This is a genomic window from Streptomyces sp. NPDC049879 (assembly GCF_044461265.1).
In the GTDB taxonomy this organism is placed as follows: Bacteria; Actinomycetota; Actinomycetes; order Streptomycetales; family Streptomycetaceae; genus Streptomyces.
The window spans coordinates 89,155-105,369 of record NZ_JBITKT010000003.1 but is presented as its reverse complement, the minus strand read 5'-3'; the positions used below and the strand labels follow the sequence as shown (position 1 = coordinate 105,369).

Genomic DNA, 16,215 nt, shown 5'->3' with positions numbered 1-16,215 from the left:
TTCCGCCCGGCCACCGGGCGGATGACAGGGAGGACGCGTGACCACGTTGCGCAGGCACCCCGTGCCCCGCAGACGACTCGGCGTGACGGCGGCCCTGGCCGGCCTGCTCGCCGCCCTCTGCCTCGCCGGCCCGGCCGCCGCCGTCCCCGGCCCCGGGGACACCCCGGAGCGGGCCGCGACCGAGGCCGCCGCCGGGAGCGCCGAGATCCCCGGCGTCGGCGAGATCGCGCACAGCGACAACATCACGCCGCTGGCCAACATCCCGCGGAGCGCCGCCCTCACCGGCACCAACTCCGACATCGCGTTCCAGGACGACTACGCCTTCGCCGGCAACTACGACGGCTTCGTCGTCTACGACATCCGCCGCCCCTCGTCGCCGCGCATCGTCAGCCAGGTCCTGTGCCCGGGAGCCCAGAACGACATCTCCGTCTCGGGCGACCTGCTGTTCCTGTCGGTCGACTCCTCGCGCAGCGACGACTCGTGCTCCAGCACGGCGCTCCCCGCGACCGAGAAGGCCGCCTGGGAGGGCATCCGCGTCTTCGACATCAGCGACGTGCGCAACCCGGAGTACGTCGCCTCCGTCGAGACCTCCTGCGGCTCCCACACCCACACCATCGTCCCGGAGCGCCGCGACGTGTGGGTGTACGTCTCCTCCTACTCGCCCAACGCGGCGTTCCCCGACTGCCAGCCCCCGCACGACGGCATCTCCGTCGTCCGGGTCCCGCGCAGCCACCCGGAGCGCGCGGCGCTGACCAGCTTCGAGGTCGTCTTCCCCGACGGCGGCTTCCCCGGTGACTCCAACAGCTCCGCCACCACCGGCTGCCACGACATCACCGCCTACCCGGCGCTCGACCTCGCCGCCGGCGCCTGCATGGGCGACGGCGTCCTGTTCGACATCTCCGACCGGGCGCGCCCCGAGGTCATCGACCAGGTCGAGGACGCCGAGCACTTCGCGTTCTGGCACTCCGCCACGTTCAGCCAGGACGGCCGCAAGGTCGTCTTCACCGACGAACTCGGCGGCGGTGGCGGCGCGATGTGCAACGAGGCGACGGGCGACGAGTTCGGCGCCGACGGCATCTACCACGTCACCGGGCGCGGCGACCACCGGCGCCTGGAGTTCCAGAGCTACTTCAAGATCCCCCGCCACCAGGCCGACACCGAGAACTGCGTCGCGCACAACGGGTCCCTGATCCCCGTCCGCGGGCGCGACATCATGGTCCAGGCGTGGTACCAGGGCGGCGTCTCCGTCTGGGACTTCACCAACTCGCGGCGCCCCGTGGAGATCGGCTACTTCGAACGCGGCCCGATCACCGACGACGTCCTGTCCTTCGGCGGCTCCTGGTCCGCCTACTACTACAACGGCTACATCTACTCCAACGACCAGGCGGGCCTCGACGTCCTCCGCATCGACGACCGGCGCACCGACAGCGCCGCCCGCGTACGGATCGACGAGCTGAACGCCCAGTCACAGCCGCAGTACCGCTGACCCCTACCGCTGCGGCAGCAGGTACGGCTCCTGCGCCCCGCCGGACGGCTTGCCGCCCGGCGGGGCGCCCATCTCCCAGTCCAGCCCGTACCGCGTGAACAGTTCGGCCCGCAGCCGCGCCAGCGGCATCGGCGCCCCGGGCAGCAGCTGGGCGACCACCGCGCCCATCAACAGCGCGCGCAGCAGCCGGTAGTCGGTCTCCGCGTCCGCCGACCCGTAGCGCTCCACCGTGTCCCGGAGCAGGAACGCGAGCCGCTGCTGCTCCACGCACTGGATGAAGCCCGTCTGCTGCAGCAGCCCCGCCATGTGCGCCCGCATCAGCACCGGGCGGCTCTGCGCCAGCCCCAGGATCGCGTCGACGGCGCGCGCCAGCCGTTCGCGCCCCTCGGAGGGCCCCGACGGCTCGGGTTCCCGGCCGAGCGCCTCGTCGAGCGTCAGATGCATCATCCGGTGGACGGCGGACTGGAGCAGCTGGTGTTTCCCGGAGAAGTAGTACGAGATCAGGCCGCGCGCCGAACCGGCGCGTTCGGCGATGTCTCCCAAGGTCGTGGCCTCGTAGCCGCGTTCGGAGACCAGGTCGACCGTCGCCTGGAGCAGCCGCTCCCGCGAGCGCCGACGCATTTCTTCATTGACCGATGCGCGTCGAGGCGACATGCTGGACTCCCGTTGACTGGCTCACAGTCAATATACTCAGCGGGCAACCGGACCTCCGCTCGACCGGCGGGGGGTGCTCCGGTGTGCGGTATCGGGCGGCGCGGGGGACCGCCCGATACCGCCGTCCCCGTACGGCCGCCGCACGGCCCGCGTCCTCACCGGCCGCCGCGCGCCGGCGACAGCACCGGCCGCAGCCCGTCCGGCCGCCGTTCCACGGGCAGATGCTCGACGAAATGAACGGCGCACCCGAGCGCCGCAGCCCCGCCGTCGGCCCGCCTGTCGTCGCCCACCATCAGCGCCCGCACGGGCGGCACCCCCAGCGCGTCGCACGCCATGGCGAAGATCCCCGGTGCCGGTTTCTGCACGCCGTGCTCGAAGGACAGCACATAGGCGTCCACGAATTCGTCCAGCCCATGGGCGCGGAACACCGGGCGCACATCCCACCCGATGTTGCTGACGACCGCGACCGGCACGCCCCGTTCCCGCAGCCCGCGCAGCACATCCGACGCGTCCGGGTACGGCTGCCACGCCGCCGGTTCCCTGTGCCGGTCGTACAGCACGTCGTACACGTCCGGGCCCGTCTGCGGCTGCGGCAGGGGAACGCGCCGCGCGAGCGCCGTGTACACCGCACGGTGGCTGTCCGCGTCGCGGTCCCGCACCGCCCACAGCCCGGCCAGCCCGGGCGGCACCACGTCCGGCGCCCGCCCGCCGGGCAGCGCGCCCGCCGCGTCCAGCGCCGCCGCCAGCCGCCCGGTCTCCCCGGCGGGCAGGCGGACGCCGACCCGTTCGAGCCCCGCGCGCAGCCACGAGGCGGCCGGCTCGACGCGCATCAGCGTCCCGGAGAAGTCGAAGAGGACGGCCTCCGCCGCCGCGTCACCCACCCAGCGCCCGCAGTCCCGGGAAGAAGGCGACCACCAGCGGCACGAACGGCAGCAGCGTCGCCACCGCCGTCAGCCGCGCCCTGCGCGACACGGGCAGCCGTCCCGCCGGGCTCAGCAGCCGGTGCACCCGGTGCGGCACGTGCGCGTGGTGCGAGGTCGGCGCGAAGGCGCCCCGGTCCTCGTTCAGCCCGACGAGCGCGAGCGCCGTCGTCAGCCGCCCGAAGCGGCGCGACGCCACGTCGTCGGCGGCCAGCTCCACCAGCCGGTGCACCTGCTGCTCGAACGCGGCGAAGACCGGCACCCGCGGGAAGCCGTTCGCCAGCGCCCCCGCGCAGTTCAGCAGCCAGTGGTGCCTGGCCCGCAAATGGCCCTGCTCATGGGCGACGACGGCGTCGAGCTGCCGCCCCTTCAGCCGCCGCAGCGCCCCCGAGGTGATGACCAGCCGCAGCGGCGTCCCCGGCAGCAGCCACGCGTCGGGTCTGTCGTCCTCCAGCACCACCAGCCGGTCGCCGGGCTCCGCTTCCTCGCCCGGCAGGGTGGGGGACCGCTCCAGCAGCTCCGCCCGCGCCCGGCGGCGGCGCAGCCGCGCCAGCCGCACCTCGCGGGTCAGCATGACGGCGGTCCACGCGCCCCCCGCCGCCAGCAGCACGGCCGTCACGGCGGCCCACCAGCGGTCCTCCGAGTGCAGGGCGTACGCGTCGATGACGCCCGCCGGGGCCGGCGCGAACACCTGCCCGCGCACCGCGTGCCAGGCAGCGGCCGCCGACAGCGCCATGGCCAGCACGCAGCACATCAGCACGGCCGCGACGACGCACTGCCACACCCACAGCGCGAGCACCGGTTCCCGGTCGGGCCACGACCAGCGGGCCAGCAGGCGCGGCGCCGTCGCCGCGGTGAGCGCGCCCAGCACCAACAGCGCGATGGCGATCCCCATACCGCCAGCCTAGTGCCACGCCGGTCGACGCGTGCCCCGCCGCCACGGGCGGCACGGCACTCCGCGGTGCCGCCGAAGCGCCCAAGTACGCCCGATACCAGGGCGATCCGGCGCCTCGCCCCGCACCGGCCCGCCCCCGCCGGCCGCTCACAGCGACAGCAGCATCACGAACATCCCCGCCGCGAGCGCGCCCCGGCAGGCCGCCGACAGCTCGGGCTCCGCCACCGCGGGCCTGTGCCCGCCGCCACCCGCCCGCGCCGGTACCAGCAGCGGCCCGCAGCGCAGCGCGTACAGGCCGAAGTAGAGCAGCAGCCCGCCCGTCAGCGCGGGCACCCCCGAGGGGCCGTGCGCCCCGCCGTGCCCGCCGCCCGCGGCCATGGCGACCGCCATGTACGCCATCGCCGCGCCCTCCGCCACGTGATGCGCCCGGTGGGGCGGGGCCGACGGCCCCGGCACGCCCGCCCACAGCGCGACGCCGCCCGAGACCGCCCCCAGGGCGAGCGCCACGGCGGCGGACGCGGGCAGCCCCGGCAGGGCCATCACCGCCATCACCACACCCATCGCCCCCTCCACGCCCGCCGAGCGCCGCGCCGCCCCGGCCGTCCCGTGCAGCCGCAGCAGGCAGTACGCGCCCGTGCCGCCGCACAGCGCCACCAGCAGCCAGCCGACCAGCACCGGTCCATGCACCGCCGCACCTCCCGCGCCGCCGAGCCCCGTCGCCCGCCCGGTACCTCCCCCGTGCGGGAGGACGGCCCGCACAGCGCACGGGGGCGCGGGGGAGCACGGCCGTTACCATCCGGGACATGACGACACGCCCACTGACCTTCCGCGACGCCACCGAGTCCGACGTCCCCGCGCTCGTGGTCCTCGTCGAGTCCGCCTACCGGGGCGACGCGAGCCGCGCCGGCTGGACCACGGAGGCGGACATCCTCGAAGGGCAGCGCACCGACCCCGAGGGCGTGCGGGAGATCCTGCGCGACCCGGACAGCCTCGTGCTGGCCGTGGAGGAGGGCGGCGCGCTCACCGCCTGCTGCCACATCCAGCGCCGCGCGGCGGGCGGCCCGGGGGAGGCGGCCGCCGCGTACTTCGGCATGTTCGCCGTCAGGCCGGGCCTCCAGGGCGCCGGGCTCGGCCGGGCCGTGCTCGCCGAGGCGGAGCGCAGGGCGGCGGCCGACTGGGGCGCCGGGCGCATGGAGATGCAGGTGATCTCGGTCCGCGACGACCTCATCGCGTGGTACGAGCGGCGGGGCTACGTCCGCACCGGCCGCACCAGCCCGTTCCCCTACGGCGACGAGCGCTTCGGCCTGCCGCTGCGCGCCGACCTGGAGTTCGAGCTGCTGGTCAAGCCGCTGGACTGACCGCCCGCACGATCTCCGGCGTGTCCGTCACCACGCCGTCGAGCCCCAGCTCCCGCACGCGCGCCAGGTCGGCGGGGGTGTTCACCGTCCAGCTGATGACGCGCAGCCCCGCCGCGTGCGCCCGCGCCACCACGCCGGTGTCCAGGTGGGCCAGCTCGCAGGAGATCATCGAGGCGCCGATCTCCACCGCCCGCTCGGGCGCGCCGGGCGTGGAGCGCCCCGTCACCAGGGCCAGCGGCACGTCCGGCAGCAGCGCGCGCGTCTCGCGCAGCGCCGCGTCGTGGAACGAGATGACGGTGATCCTGCCGCACAGCCGCAGCCGCTCGATCTCGCCCGCCAGCACCCGCGCCGCCGCCGCGTCCTTGATCTCCGCCTGGATCGGCCCCGCGACCGCGCCCGCCGCCTCGGCGAAGACGGGGACCCGCTCGCCGCCGCCCGCGTCCAGGGCCCGCAGCTCCGCGAGCGTCAGGTCGGCGATCAGCCCCGTGCCGTCCGTGGTGCGGTCCACGGCGGCGTCGTGCATCACGACCAGCGCGCCGTCCTTGCTCAGGTGCACGTCCAGCTCGACCTCGTCCACGCCCGCCTCCTCGGCGCGGCGGAAGGAACGCAGCGTGTTCTCCGGCTCGACGGCCATCAGGCCCCGGTGTCCGACGGTCAGCAGCGGCATGCGGCCAGCGTAGACCGGCGCCCGCGCGCGCCCGGCCGCCGGGGGAACGCCGCGACACACCGGTTGAACGGGCGATCCCCTCCGGATACCGTGAGGCCATACCGAAAAATCTTCTGTGGAGGGTGGGTCATGGCGGAAAACTTGGCGTCGATCGCCTCGGGCGGCGGCAGGACGGCGGTCCCCCGGGCCGCCGGCGAGGGGTCCGGCCGTGTGGTGGACCACCCCGCCTGGACCGTCCTGAAGCGCGCGGTCGAGGAGCTGCGCCCCGCCCAGGCGAAGGACGGCTCCGTCGACTTCTCCGCCGACGGCGCCCCCACCCGCGCGGAGGCCGCCGCGCTCACCGGCCGGATCGTCGCGGCGCTCGACGAGCTGTCCCCCCTGCTGCCGCACGACGCGGCCTACCACCGCGCCCTCGCCGCCGACCTGCGGCGCTGGGCCGGCGACGGCTTCGGCGTCCCCGACTTCCTCGACTCCCTGCTCGCCTTCCACCCGGCGGCCGACCGCACGGACGGGCGCCAGCACCTCGTCGTCTTCCCCATGTACACGCAGAACGGCAACCCGGACCGCAACCTGGAGGCGCTCGTCCTGCGCGTCGTCTGGCCCGGCTGGCTGGCCGAGCTGGAGCGCACCCGCTACGACAACCCGCTGTTCCTCGGCATCACCTTCGAGGACTTCACGGCCGGGTACGACACCAACTCCGCCGTCCTCTTCCCCGAGACCATCGCCGTGCGCGAGGCGCCGGAACGCTTCACCTGGGGCGGCATCTTCTGCGACCGCGAGGCCGCCCGCTTCCGCCGCGTCGCCGGGGCGGCCCGCGACGTCACCGGCCTGCGGCTGCCGGAGGAGGCCGAGGGCCTGCTCACCGACCAGCAGCGGTGCCAGGAGACCTTCGTCCTGTGGGACATGGTCCACGACCGCACGCACAGCCACGGCGACCTGCCGTTCGACCCGTTCATGATCAAACAGCGCCAGCCGTTCTGGATGTACGGCCTGGAGGAGCTGCGCTGCGACCTCACCGCCTTCCACGAGGCCGACCGGCTCGCCGCCGAGGGCCGCCCGCAGGGCCGCGACGTCCAGTACGCCGTCATCCTCGACCGCATCTTCCGCTTCCCGGTCACCGGCGCCCGCGTCCGCAACTACGACGGGCTCGGCGGCCAGCTGCTCTTCGCCTACCTCCACCGGCACGACGCGCTGCGCTGGACGGACAACCGCCTGTCCATCGACTGGGACCGCGCCCGCGAGGTCACCGCGCGGCTGCGCGAGGAGATCGAGACGCTCTACCGCCTCGGCATCGACCGCCCCAAGCTCGTCCACTGGCTGAAGGCGTACGAGCTGGTGTCCACCTACCTCGCGCCGCACCCGGGCTCCACCTGGGCCAAGGGCCCCGACGCGCTCGACCTCACCCTGCCGCCGCGCAAGCTGGTGGACGCCGTGCTGCCCGACGAGTTCCCCCTCAGCCTCTTCTACGAGGCCCTGGCCAAGAAGCTGCGCGGCGTCGTCGAGTCCACCCGCGGCATCACCGCGCAGGCCCAGGAGGCACAGGCGGCGTGACGCCCTCGGACACGCACGGCATCATGGACGCGGACGGGAAGGCGGCGATCATGGACGTGACCAGGCAGGACGGCGAGGAGCAGGCGGGACCCCTCGGCGGGACCGTCGTCGCCGTGGCGGGCGCGGGCGGCCCCGCCGGAGCGGCGGCCCTGCGGGCGCTGGCCGCCGCGGGGGCCACCGTCGCCGCCGCCGACGCGGACGCCGTACGGCTCGCCGACGCGGTGCACGGCGCCCGCGAGGCACGGCCGGACGCCCGCGTGACCCACACGGTCGTCGACCTCCTCGACCCCGCCGCGACCCGCGACTGGGCGGAGCGCGCCGAACGCGAGCACGGCCGGATCGACGGCCTGGTCCACCTCGTCGGCGGCTGGCGCGGCTCCCGGACGTTCGGGCAGACCGACCTCGCCGACTGGGACCTCCTGCACGGCCTGCTGATCCGCACCGTCCAGCACACCTCCCTCGCCTTCGAGGAGCCCCTCGTCCGCTCGGGCAACGGCCGCTTCGTCCTCGTCAGCGCCGCGGGCGCCACCCACCCCACCGCGGGCAACGCCGCCTACGCCGCCGCGAAGGCCGCCGCCGAGGCGTGGACCCTCGCCCTCGCCGACAGCTTCCGCCGGGCGGCGCCGCAGGACGGCCCGCCCCCGGCGGCGGCGACCGTCCTCGTCGTCAAGGCGCTGCTGACGGACGCGATGCGCGCCGAGCGCCCGGACCGCGCGTTCCCCGGCCACACGCATGTCACCGACCTCGCCGACGCCCTCACCGCGCAGTGGTCGAAGCCCACCCCCGACGTGAACGGAACCCGCCAGTGGCTCACCCCCCGACCGTGACGACCGACGCCCGCCGCCACCACGACCCGGAGCGGCGCGGCTTCGCCAGCGACAACTACGCGGGTGTCCACCCCGAGGTCCTCGCCGCGCTCGCCCTCGCCAACGGCGGCCACCAGCCCGCGTACGGCGCCGACGACTACACCGCCCACCTCCAGGACGTCTTCCGCCGCCACTTCGGGCCGCGCGCCGAGGTCTTCCCCGTGTTCAACGGGACGGGCGCCAACGTCGTCGCGCTCCAGGCGGTGACCGACCGCTGGGGCGCCGTGATCGCACCCGCCGGCGCCCACATCAACACGGACGAGTGCGGCGCCCCCGAACGCGTCGGCGGCCTCAAGCTCCTCACCGTCCCCGCGCCCGACGGCAAGCTCACGCCGGACCTGGTCGCCCGCGAGGCGTGGGGCTTCGACGACGAGCACCGGGCGATGCCGCAGGTCGTCTCGCTCACCCAGTCCACCGAACTGGGCACCGTCTACACGCCCGACGAGATCCGCGCCGTCACCGACGCCGCGCACGAGCGCGGCCTCACCGTCCACATGGACGGCGCGCGCCTCGCCAACGCCGCCGCCTCCCTCGGCGTCCCGCTCGCCGCCCTGACCACCGACGCGGGCGTGGACGTCCTCTCCTTCGGCGGCACCAAGAACGGCCTCCTCTTCGGCGAGGCCGTCGTCGTCCTCACCCCGGACGCCGTGCGCGCCATGCCGCACCTGCGCAAGCTGTCGATGCAGCTCGCGTCCAAGATGCGCTTTGTCTCCGTGCAGTTCGAGGCGCTGCTCGCGGGCGACCTGTGGCTGCGCTCCGCGGCCCGCGCCAACGCCATGGCCGCCCGGCTCGCCGAGGGCGCCCGCGCGGTGGACGGCGTGGAGGTCCTCCAGGCGGCCGAGGCCAACGCCGTGTTCGCGCGGATGCCCCACGACGCGGCCGAGCGGCTCATGAAGCGGTACCGCTTCTACTTCTGGGACGAACCGGCGGGCCACGTCCGCTGGGTCTGCTCCTTCGACACCACGGAGGAGGACGTCGACGGCTTCCTCGCCGCCCTCGGGGAGGAGCTGGCCCGCTGAGGGGCCGCCCCCGTCCCCGGCCCCGCCGTCACCCGGCGGCGCGCGCCGGGGGCGGCGCGCTCCCGCCCAGGTGCGCCGGGAGCCACCAGGTGTCCTCCGGCCCGCTCGGCTTGGCCGGATACGCGCGCTGCGCCGCGTCGAGCAGCTCCTCCATGCGCTCCCGCAGCCGCCGCGTGAGGCGCATCGCGTACTCCTCGGAGTCCGCCTCGATCGGCTCGCCGACGCGGATCGTCACCGGGAAGTGGTTCCGCCCGAAGTCCCGCTTGCGGCCCTTGGTCCACAGCCGCTGCGTCCCCCACAGCGCCATCGGCAGCAGCGGCACACCGGCCTCCTGCGCCATGCGCGCCGCGCCCGACTTGAACTTCTGCAGCGTGAACGACGGCGAGATCGTCGCCTCGGGGAAGACCCCCACGATCTGCCCGTCCCGCAGCGCCTTCACCGCCTGGTCGAACGCCCCTTCGCCCTGCGCCCGGTCCACGGGTATGTGCTTCATGCCGCGCATCAGCGGCCCGGAGACGCGGTGGCGGAACACCGACTCCTTCGCCATGAAGCGCACGAGCCGCTTCGCCGGCCGCGCCGCGAAACCGGCGAAGACGAAGTCGAGGTAGCCGATGTGGTTGCTCACCAGCACGGCGCCGCCCCGGCGCGGTACGTGGTCGCTGCCGTCCACGTCGAGGCGCAGGTCCAGTGCCTTGAACATGGTCCGCGCGACGGCGATGACCGGCGGGTACACGAACTCTGCCATGCGGGGGGTGCCCTTCTTCCATGCGGTGGACCTACGCAACCGTAACTTGCGGCACCGCAGGATCGTGCCCGAAAGCCGCCCGGAGCACCAGCCCTCCCGCCGGGACAGGGCCCGCCGCCGCCCCGGAACCGGGAATGAACGCCCGGCGGACGCGCTTGACCAGGGGAGGAACGCGCCCGCCCCGCCGCCCGTTCCCCGAATGACCCCGGCGCCGCGCGGGCAGGACAGCGACGACGGCACGGCGACAGGAGGACGGCCATGGACGGACAGCGGCTCACCGCGGCGGACCTCGGCCTGGACGGCCTCGGCCGCCGCGCGACCCTCGTCCAGTTCTCCTCCGCCTTCTGCCGCCCCTGCCATGCCACCCGCCGGGTGCTCGGCGAGGTGGCCGCCATGGTGGACGGGGTCGTCCACGCCGAGGTCGACGCCGAGTCCCACCTCGCGCTCGTCCGCGGCCTCGGGGTGACCGCCACCCCCACCGTCCTCGTCCTCGACGCCGGGGGCCGCGTCGTGCGCCGCGCCGCGGGGCAGCCGCGCAGGGCGGACGTCATCGCCGCCCTCGGCGCGGCGATACCCGGCTGACGCGGCCGGGCCCCGGGGCGTGCCCGGAGAGCCACGTCACAGTGCGGCATGCTTGCGCGCGGGGCGTACCCTTGTATGTACTGGCGAGTAACAATCCGGGCCGATCTTCGCGGTGCCTCGATCGCGGACCGGGTACGCGGACCGGAAGTGCGGATCGAAAGCAGGAGGAGCCGGCGTGAGTCTGAGGATCGTTGTCTGTGTGAAGTACGTGCCCGACGCCACCGGTGACCGGTCCTTCGCCGAGGACCTGACCACCGACCGGGAGTCCGTGGACGGACTGCTCTCGGAGCTGGACGAGTACGCCGTCGAGCAGGCGCTCCGGATCGCGGAGGAGGCGGACGACGCGGAGGTCACCGTCGTCACCGCGGGCCCCGAGGACGCCACCGACGCGCTGCGCAAGGCCCTGTCGATGGGTGCCGACAAGGCCGTCCACATCGAGGACGACGACCTGCACGGCACCGACGTCATCGGCACCTCGCTCGTCCTCGCCAAGGCCGCCGAGCACATCGGGTACGACCTGGTGCTCTGCGGCATGGCCTCCACGGACGGCGGCATGGGCGTCCTGCCCGCGCTCCTCGCCGAGCGCCTCCAGGTCCCGCAGGTGACGCTGCTGTCCGAACTCTCCGTCGCCGACGGCAAGGTCACCGGCCGCCGCGACGGCGACGCGGCCACCGAGCGCCTCCAGGCGCCGCTGCCCGCCGTCGTCTCCGTCACCGACCAGTCGGGCGAGGTCCGCTACCCGTCCTTCAAGGGGATCATGGCGGCCAAGAAGAAGCCGGTCGAGACGCTCGACCTGGAGGACCTGGACATCGAGGCGGAGCAGGTCGGCCTCGGCGGCGCGTGGACCACCGTGCTGTCGGCCACCGAGCGCCCGGCGCGCACGGCGGGCGAGATCGTCACCGACGAGGGTGAGGGCGGCAAGAAGCTCGCCGCCTTCCTCGCCGAGCGCAAGTTCGTCTGAGCACGCGCCCGCCCCGCCCACCGGCCCGCACGACCCGGGCCCCCTCGCTTCAGGGCCCCCTCGATTCCAGGAAGTGACCGATACCCATGACCGAAGTCCTCGTCCTCGTCGACCACCAGGACGGCACCGTCCGCAAGCCCACGCTCGAACTCCTCACCCTCGCCCGCCGCCTCGGCGACCCCGTCGCCGTCCACCTCGGCCCCGGCGCCGACACCGCCGCGCCCGTCCTCGCCGAGCACGGCGCGACGCGCGTACTCGCCGCCGACGCGCCCGAGTTCGCCGACTACCACCTCGTGCCGAAGGTGGACGCGCTCCAGGCCGCGTACGACGCCGTGTCCCCGGCCGCCGTACTCGTCGCCTCGTCCGCCGAGGGCAAGGAGATCGCCGCCCGGCTCGCCCTGCGCACCGGCTCCGGCCTCATCACCGACGCCGTGGACATCGAGCCGGGCGACGAGGGCCCGGTCACCACCCAGTCCGCGTTCGCCGCCGCCTACAGCACGGCCTCCCGCGTCACGAAGGGCACGCCGGTCATCACCGTCAAGCCCAACTCCGCGGCCCCCGAGCCCGCCCCGGCCGCCGGGACCGTCGAGGAACTCGCCGTCACGTTCGGCCCGCTCGCCACCGGCACCTCCGTCGTCTCCCGCACCCCGCGCGAGGCCAGCGGCCGCCCCGAGCTGTCCGAGGCCGCCATCGTCGTCTCCGGCGGCCGCGGCGTGGGCGGCAAGGAGAACTTCGCCGTGGTCGAGGCGCTCGCCGACGCGCTCGGCGCCGCCGTCGGCGCCTCCCGCGCCGCCGTGGACGCCGGCTGGTACCCGCACTCGCACCAGGTCGGCCAGACCGGCAAGACGGTCTCCCCGCAGCTGTACGTCGCCGCGGGCATCTCCGGCGCGATCCAGCACCGGGCCGGCATGCAGACCTCGAAGACCATCGTCGCCGTGAACAAGGACGCCGAGGCGCCGATCTTCGAGCTGGTGGACTACGGCGTGGTGGGCGACCTGTTCGAGGTCGTCCCCGCGCTGACCGAGGAGGTCAAGGCCCGCAAGGGCTGACCGAGGCCACCGGACGGGCCCGTCAGCGTGGACGGGCCCGTCCGGCGCACCCCTGCCCGCCGAACGGGAGCGAAGCCGCATGCCGCAGCCCGAACGTGTCGCGACCACCCTGCCGCCGTCCGTGCCCGCCGCCCTCGCGGCCGAACTCGCCGCGGTCGACGCCGACCTCGCCCGCCGCTACCCGGGCGACCCCGGCACCCGCCAGCCGGTCCACACCGTCTACGTCCCCGCCGACCGGTACGCCCCCGACACCCCCCGCGCCTGGGGCGACGAGGCACTCGCCCTGCTCGACCGGCACGCCCCTGGCGCCGCCGCGTTCGCCGCCGTCCTCGGCCTGCCGGACCACCTCGCCGCGCCCGTGCACGAACGGGTCCGCGCCAAGCTCGCCCGCGAGCCCGTCGAGGACCTGCGCATCGACTTCGAGGACGGCTACGGCCACCGGCCCGACGCCGAGGAGGACGCCGACGCCGCCCGCGCCGCCCGGCTGCTGGCCCGCGCCGTCGCCGACGGCAGCGCCCCGCCGTACGCCGGGATCCGCCTCAAGAGCATGGAGGCGCCGGTCCGCGACCGCGGCGTCCGCACCCTCGACATCTTCCTCACCACGCTCCTCGAAGCGGGACCGCTGCCCGCCGGACTGTGCCTGACGCTGCCCAAGACCTCGTACGCCGAGCAGGCCGCCGCCATGGCCGGGCTGTGCGCACGCTTCGAGGAGGCGGCAGGACTGCCCGCGGGCCGCCTGCGCTTCGAGATCCAGATCGAGACCACCCAGGCCGTGCTCGGCGCGGACGGCCGCGCCACGGTCGCCCGCATGATCGACGCCGCGGGGGGCCGCGTCACCGGCCTGCACTACGGCACGTTCGACTACAGCGCCGCCTGCCAGGTCAGCGCCGCCCACCAGTCCGCCGACCACCCCGCCGCCGACCACGCCAAGGCCGTCATGCAGGCCGCCGCGGCGGGCACCGGCGTACGGCTCAGCGACGGCTCCACCAACGTCCTCCCGGTCGGTCCCACCGACCGCGTGCACCACGCCTGGCGCCTGCACCACGACCTCGTACGCCGCGCCCTCGCCCGCGCCTACCACCAGGGCTGGGACATGCACCCGGGCCACCTCCCCACCCGCTACGCCGCCGTCTACGCCTTCTACCGCGAGGGGCTGCCCGACGCCGCCGCCCGCCTGGCGGCCTGGGCCGGGGGCGCGGACGGCTCCGGCGGCGTCCTCGACGAACCCGCGACCGCCCGCGCGCTCAGCGGCTTCCTCCTGCGCGGCCTCGACTGCGGCGCCCTCGACACCGCCGAGGTGACGGCCGCCTCCGGGCTCGACCGCACCCACCTGCACGCCCTCGCGGGCCGCGCGTCGCGCACCTCACCACCACCGGACTGGACAACTCAGGGCACGACGGACCAGGCTTCCTGGTCATGACCACTGATCTTGTCGCCGCCGTGGACATCGGCGGTACGAAAATCGCCGGCGCGCTCGTGGACGGGACCGGGGAACTGCTCCACCGCGTCCAGCGCCCGACCAGGGCCGGGGAGTCGGCCGGGAGCGTCCAGGGCTCCCTCACCGAGGTGGTCACCGCGCTGACCGCGCACGAACTGTGGCCGCGCGTCGCCGCCGTCGGCGTCGGCAGCGCCGGGCCCGTGGACGCCCGCACCGGCACCGTCAGCCCGGTGAACATCCCCGCCTGGCGCGACTTCCCCCTCGTCGACAGCATCACCGCGGTCGCGGGGCCGCTGCCCGTGACCCTCGTCGGCGACGGCGTCGCCATCGGCGCGGGCGAGCACTGGCGCGGCGCCGCGCGCGGCCGGAGCAACGTGCTGTGCATGGTCGTCTCGACCGGCGTCGGCGGCGGCCTCATCCTCGACGGCAGGCTCCGCCCCGGCCCGAGCGGCAACGCCGGGCACATCGGCCACATCAGCGTCGACTTCGACGGCGAGCTGTGCCCCTGCGGCGGGCGCGGCTGCGTCGAACGCATCGCCAGCGGCACCAACATCGCCCGCTACGCCTACGCCTCCGGCTGGCGCCCCGACGACCCGGACGGCGACGTCACGGCGGCGGGCGTCGCGGCGGCGGCGGCCAGGGGCGACGTGATCGCCCTGGAGGCGTACGAGCGGTCGGCGCGCGCCCTCGCCGCCGGCATCGCCGCGACCGCCACGCTGATCGAGATCGAGACCGTGGTCATCGGCGGCGGCGTCAGCCAGGCGGGGGACATCCTGTTCGCCCCGCTGCGCCGGGCGCTGTCCGCGTACGCGACCCTCCCGTTCGTCCGGAACCTGGAGGTCGTCCCCGCTCAGCTCGGCACGGACGCGGGTCTGGTCGGCGCCGCCGCGGCCTGCTGGCACTCGGACACGTTTTCGGAGCGGGCCCAAGTGGGCAACTGATTCCAGGGGCACGAAGGAGGGGGCCACGTGATCATCTGGCTGAACGGCGCCTCCGGCGCGGGCAAGACCGCGGCGGCGGCGGAGCTGGTCCACCTGCTGCCGGGGAGCACGCTGTTCGACCCCGCCGTGGTCGGCGAGGGGCTGCGCGCCCTGCTGCCCAAGCAGCGGCTCGCCGAGGTGGACGACGTGCAGGACCTCCCGGCGTGGCGCCGCCTCGTGGTGGACACGGCGGTGGCCCTGCTCGCGGAGCTGCCCGGCCCCCTCGTCACCCCGATGACGCTCCTGCGCCAGGAGTACCGCGACGAGATCTTCGGCGGCCTCGCCACCCGCAGGATCGCCGTGCAGCACTTCCTGCTCGACGCGGAGGAAACGTTCCTGCGCGCCCGGATCGACCAGTGCGCCGCCGTGGACGGCGAGGCGGCCCGCAGCCGCCGCCTCGGCCTGCTGCCCGGCTACACGGCGGCCCTGTCCTGGCTCGCGGGGGACACCCACCGCCTCGACACCTCCGGACTCACCCCCCGGGAGACCGCCGAACGCCTCGCCGAGGCCGTCGGCCGCGGCGACGGCATGTGCCCCATCGTGCAGACGCCGCCGCCCCGCGCCGAGACCCTGGCGGCCGGGGTGCTCTTCTTCGACGACCAGGACCGCGTCCTGCTGGTCGACCCGACCTACAAGCCCGGCTGGGAGTTCCCCGGCGGCGTCGTGGAGCCGGGGGAGCCCCCGGCCCGCGCCGCCGTCCGCGAGGTCGCCGAGGAGCTGGGGCTGCACCTCGCGCAGGAACCGCCGCTGCTCGTCGTCGACTGGGAACCGCCCCGGCCGCCCCGGTTCGGCGGGCTGCGGCTGCTGTTCGACGGCGGCAGGCTCGACGCCGACAGGGTGGGCGACCTGCTGCTGCCGGGCGAGGAACTGCGCGGCTGGCGGTTCGCGGCCGAGGACGAGGCCGAACGGATGCTGTCGCCCGGCCGGTTCGCCCGGCTGCGCTGGGCGCTGCGGGCCCGCGCCGAGGGCCGCGCGCTCAACCTCCAGGCGGGCGTGCCGGTCGGCGTCTGACGCGCCGCCGGATCGCGGAGCGCCGGGTCCCGA

Annotated in this window: 17 protein-coding genes; 11 read left to right on the top strand and 6 right to left on the bottom strand. The window is 75.2% G+C overall.

Going from position 1 to position 16,215, the window contains the following annotated elements; genetic code table 11:
- Positions 1-37 precede the first annotated feature (37 nt).
- Complete coding sequence (locus ACIBPC_RS11575; RefSeq protein WP_398843202.1) at positions 38-1,486, top strand: LVIVD repeat-containing protein; 1,449 nt, start codon at positions 38-40, stop codon at positions 1,484-1,486.
- 3 nt (positions 1,487-1,489) lie between these two features.
- Here ACIBPC_RS11575 and ACIBPC_RS11570 read toward each other — a convergent pair whose 3' ends face one another.
- From ACIBPC_RS11570 to ACIBPC_RS11555, 4 genes are all read right to left on the bottom strand, one after another.
- Positions 1,490-2,140 carry a TetR/AcrR family transcriptional regulator gene (locus tag ACIBPC_RS11570; RefSeq protein ID WP_362959219.1) on the bottom strand — a complete coding sequence of 217 codons (651 nt, stop codon included), beginning with the start codon at positions 2,138-2,140 and terminating at the stop codon, positions 1,490-1,492.
- A gap of 155 nt (positions 2,141-2,295) precedes the next feature.
- Complete coding sequence (locus ACIBPC_RS11565; protein ID WP_398843199.1) at positions 2,296-3,021, bottom strand: HAD family hydrolase; 726 nt, start codon at positions 3,019-3,021, stop codon at positions 2,296-2,298.
- Positions 3,014-3,955, bottom strand: a complete 942-nt coding sequence (locus ACIBPC_RS11560) for a M56 family metallopeptidase (protein ID WP_398843196.1) — start codon at positions 3,953-3,955, stop codon at positions 3,014-3,016. The genes ACIBPC_RS11565 and ACIBPC_RS11560 overlap by 8 nt, the downstream gene beginning before the upstream one ends.
- Positions 3,956-4,102: 147 nt before the next feature.
- Entirely contained in the window at positions 4,103-4,642 is a 540-nt protein-coding gene (locus ACIBPC_RS11555) for a DUF5134 domain-containing protein (RefSeq protein ID WP_398843193.1), read from the bottom strand.
- Positions 4,643-4,758: 116 nt separating this feature from the next.
- Here ACIBPC_RS11555 and ACIBPC_RS11550 point away from each other — a divergent pair, with 116 nt between their 5' ends.
- Positions 4,759-5,313, top strand: a complete 555-nt coding sequence (locus ACIBPC_RS11550; protein ID WP_398843190.1) for a GNAT family N-acetyltransferase — start codon at positions 4,759-4,761, stop codon at positions 5,311-5,313.
- On the opposite strand, the gene ACIBPC_RS11545 is transcribed toward ACIBPC_RS11550, so the two are convergent.
- A complete protein-coding gene (locus ACIBPC_RS11545; protein WP_398843188.1) occupies positions 5,297-5,980 on the bottom strand; it encodes a glycerophosphodiester phosphodiesterase in 684 nt (227 codons plus the stop codon). The two genes, ACIBPC_RS11550 and ACIBPC_RS11545, sit on opposite strands and share 17 nt — an antisense overlap.
- A 129-nt stretch (positions 5,981-6,109) precedes the next feature.
- Here ACIBPC_RS11545 and ACIBPC_RS11540 point away from each other — a divergent pair, with 129 nt between their 5' ends.
- Genes ACIBPC_RS11540 through ACIBPC_RS11530 form a run of 3 tightly spaced genes read left to right on the top strand, consistent with a single transcriptional unit; the run spans position 6,110 to position 9,416 of the window.
- On the top strand, positions 6,110-7,531 hold the full coding sequence (locus ACIBPC_RS11540; protein WP_398843186.1) for a DUF6421 family protein: 1,422 nt from the start codon (positions 6,110-6,112) through the stop codon (positions 7,529-7,531).
- 50 nt (positions 7,532-7,581) lie between these two features.
- On the top strand, positions 7,582-8,358 hold the full coding sequence (locus tag ACIBPC_RS11535; protein WP_398844340.1) for an SDR family NAD(P)-dependent oxidoreductase: 777 nt from the start codon (positions 7,582-7,584) through the stop codon (positions 8,356-8,358).
- On the top strand, positions 8,337-9,416 hold the full coding sequence (locus tag ACIBPC_RS11530) for a low specificity L-threonine aldolase (protein ID WP_362959239.1): 1,080 nt from the start codon (positions 8,337-8,339) through the stop codon (positions 9,414-9,416). The genes ACIBPC_RS11535 and ACIBPC_RS11530 overlap by 22 nt, the downstream gene beginning before the upstream one ends.
- Before the next feature lie 28 nt (positions 9,417-9,444).
- Here ACIBPC_RS11530 and ACIBPC_RS11525 read toward each other — a convergent pair whose 3' ends face one another.
- Complete coding sequence (locus tag ACIBPC_RS11525) at positions 9,445-10,161, bottom strand: lysophospholipid acyltransferase family protein (protein WP_362959242.1); 717 nt, start codon at positions 10,159-10,161, stop codon at positions 9,445-9,447.
- Between the two features lie 258 nt (positions 10,162-10,419).
- Here ACIBPC_RS11525 and ACIBPC_RS11520 point away from each other — a divergent pair, with 258 nt between their 5' ends.
- From ACIBPC_RS11520 to ACIBPC_RS11495, 6 genes are all read left to right on the top strand, one after another.
- Positions 10,420-10,743: a TlpA family protein disulfide reductase gene (locus tag ACIBPC_RS11520; RefSeq protein WP_398843183.1), complete on the top strand. Its 324-nt coding sequence runs from the start codon at positions 10,420-10,422 to the stop codon at positions 10,741-10,743.
- Between the two features lie 175 nt (positions 10,744-10,918).
- Complete coding sequence (locus tag ACIBPC_RS11515) at positions 10,919-11,704, top strand: electron transfer flavoprotein subunit beta/FixA family protein (protein ID WP_362959248.1); 786 nt, start codon at positions 10,919-10,921, stop codon at positions 11,702-11,704.
- A gap of 86 nt (positions 11,705-11,790) precedes the next feature.
- Entirely contained in the window at positions 11,791-12,753 is a 963-nt protein-coding gene (locus ACIBPC_RS11510) for an electron transfer flavoprotein subunit alpha/FixB family protein (RefSeq protein WP_362959250.1), read from the top strand.
- 79 nt (positions 12,754-12,832) lie between these two features.
- A complete protein-coding gene (locus ACIBPC_RS11505; protein WP_398843180.1) occupies positions 12,833-14,173 on the top strand; it encodes a DUF6986 family protein in 1,341 nt (446 codons plus the stop codon).
- Positions 14,170-15,132: an ROK family protein gene (locus ACIBPC_RS11500; protein ID WP_398843178.1), complete on the top strand. Its 963-nt coding sequence runs from the start codon at positions 14,170-14,172 to the stop codon at positions 15,130-15,132. Before ACIBPC_RS11505 ends, ACIBPC_RS11500 begins: the two co-directional genes overlap by 4 nt.
- 27 nt (positions 15,133-15,159) lie before the next feature.
- Positions 15,160-16,182, top strand: coding sequence for an NUDIX domain-containing protein (locus ACIBPC_RS11495; RefSeq protein WP_362959258.1), 1,023 nt, complete (start codon positions 15,160-15,162; stop codon positions 16,180-16,182).
- Positions 16,183-16,215: the final 33 nt, after the last annotated feature.

Coding starts and splice junctions, on each gene's coding strand:
- ACIBPC_RS11570 (WP_362959219.1), bottom strand. CDS start 2,140: ATGTCGCCTCGACGCGCATCGGTCAATGAAGAAATGCGTCGGCGCTCG.
- ACIBPC_RS11560 (WP_398843196.1), bottom strand. CDS start 3,955: ATGGGGATCGCCATCGCGCTGTTGGTGCTGGGCGCGCTCACCGCGGCG.
- ACIBPC_RS11550 (WP_398843190.1), top strand. CDS start 4,759: ATGACGACACGCCCACTGACCTTCCGCGACGCCACCGAGTCCGACGTC.
- ACIBPC_RS11545 (WP_398843188.1), bottom strand. CDS start 5,980: ATGCCGCTGCTGACCGTCGGACACCGGGGCCTGATGGCCGTCGAGCCG.
- ACIBPC_RS11540 (WP_398843186.1), top strand. CDS start 6,110: ATGGCGGAAAACTTGGCGTCGATCGCCTCGGGCGGCGGCAGGACGGCG.
- ACIBPC_RS11535 (WP_398844340.1), top strand. CDS start 7,582: ATGGACGTGACCAGGCAGGACGGCGAGGAGCAGGCGGGACCCCTCGGC.
- ACIBPC_RS11525 (WP_362959242.1), bottom strand. CDS start 10,161: ATGGCAGAGTTCGTGTACCCGCCGGTCATCGCCGTCGCGCGGACCATG.
- ACIBPC_RS11520 (WP_398843183.1), top strand. CDS start 10,420: ATGGACGGACAGCGGCTCACCGCGGCGGACCTCGGCCTGGACGGCCTC.
- ACIBPC_RS11510 (WP_362959250.1), top strand. CDS start 11,791: ATGACCGAAGTCCTCGTCCTCGTCGACCACCAGGACGGCACCGTCCGC.
- ACIBPC_RS11505 (WP_398843180.1), top strand. CDS start 12,833: ATGCCGCAGCCCGAACGTGTCGCGACCACCCTGCCGCCGTCCGTGCCC.
- ACIBPC_RS11500 (WP_398843178.1), top strand. CDS start 14,170: ATGACCACTGATCTTGTCGCCGCCGTGGACATCGGCGGTACGAAAATC.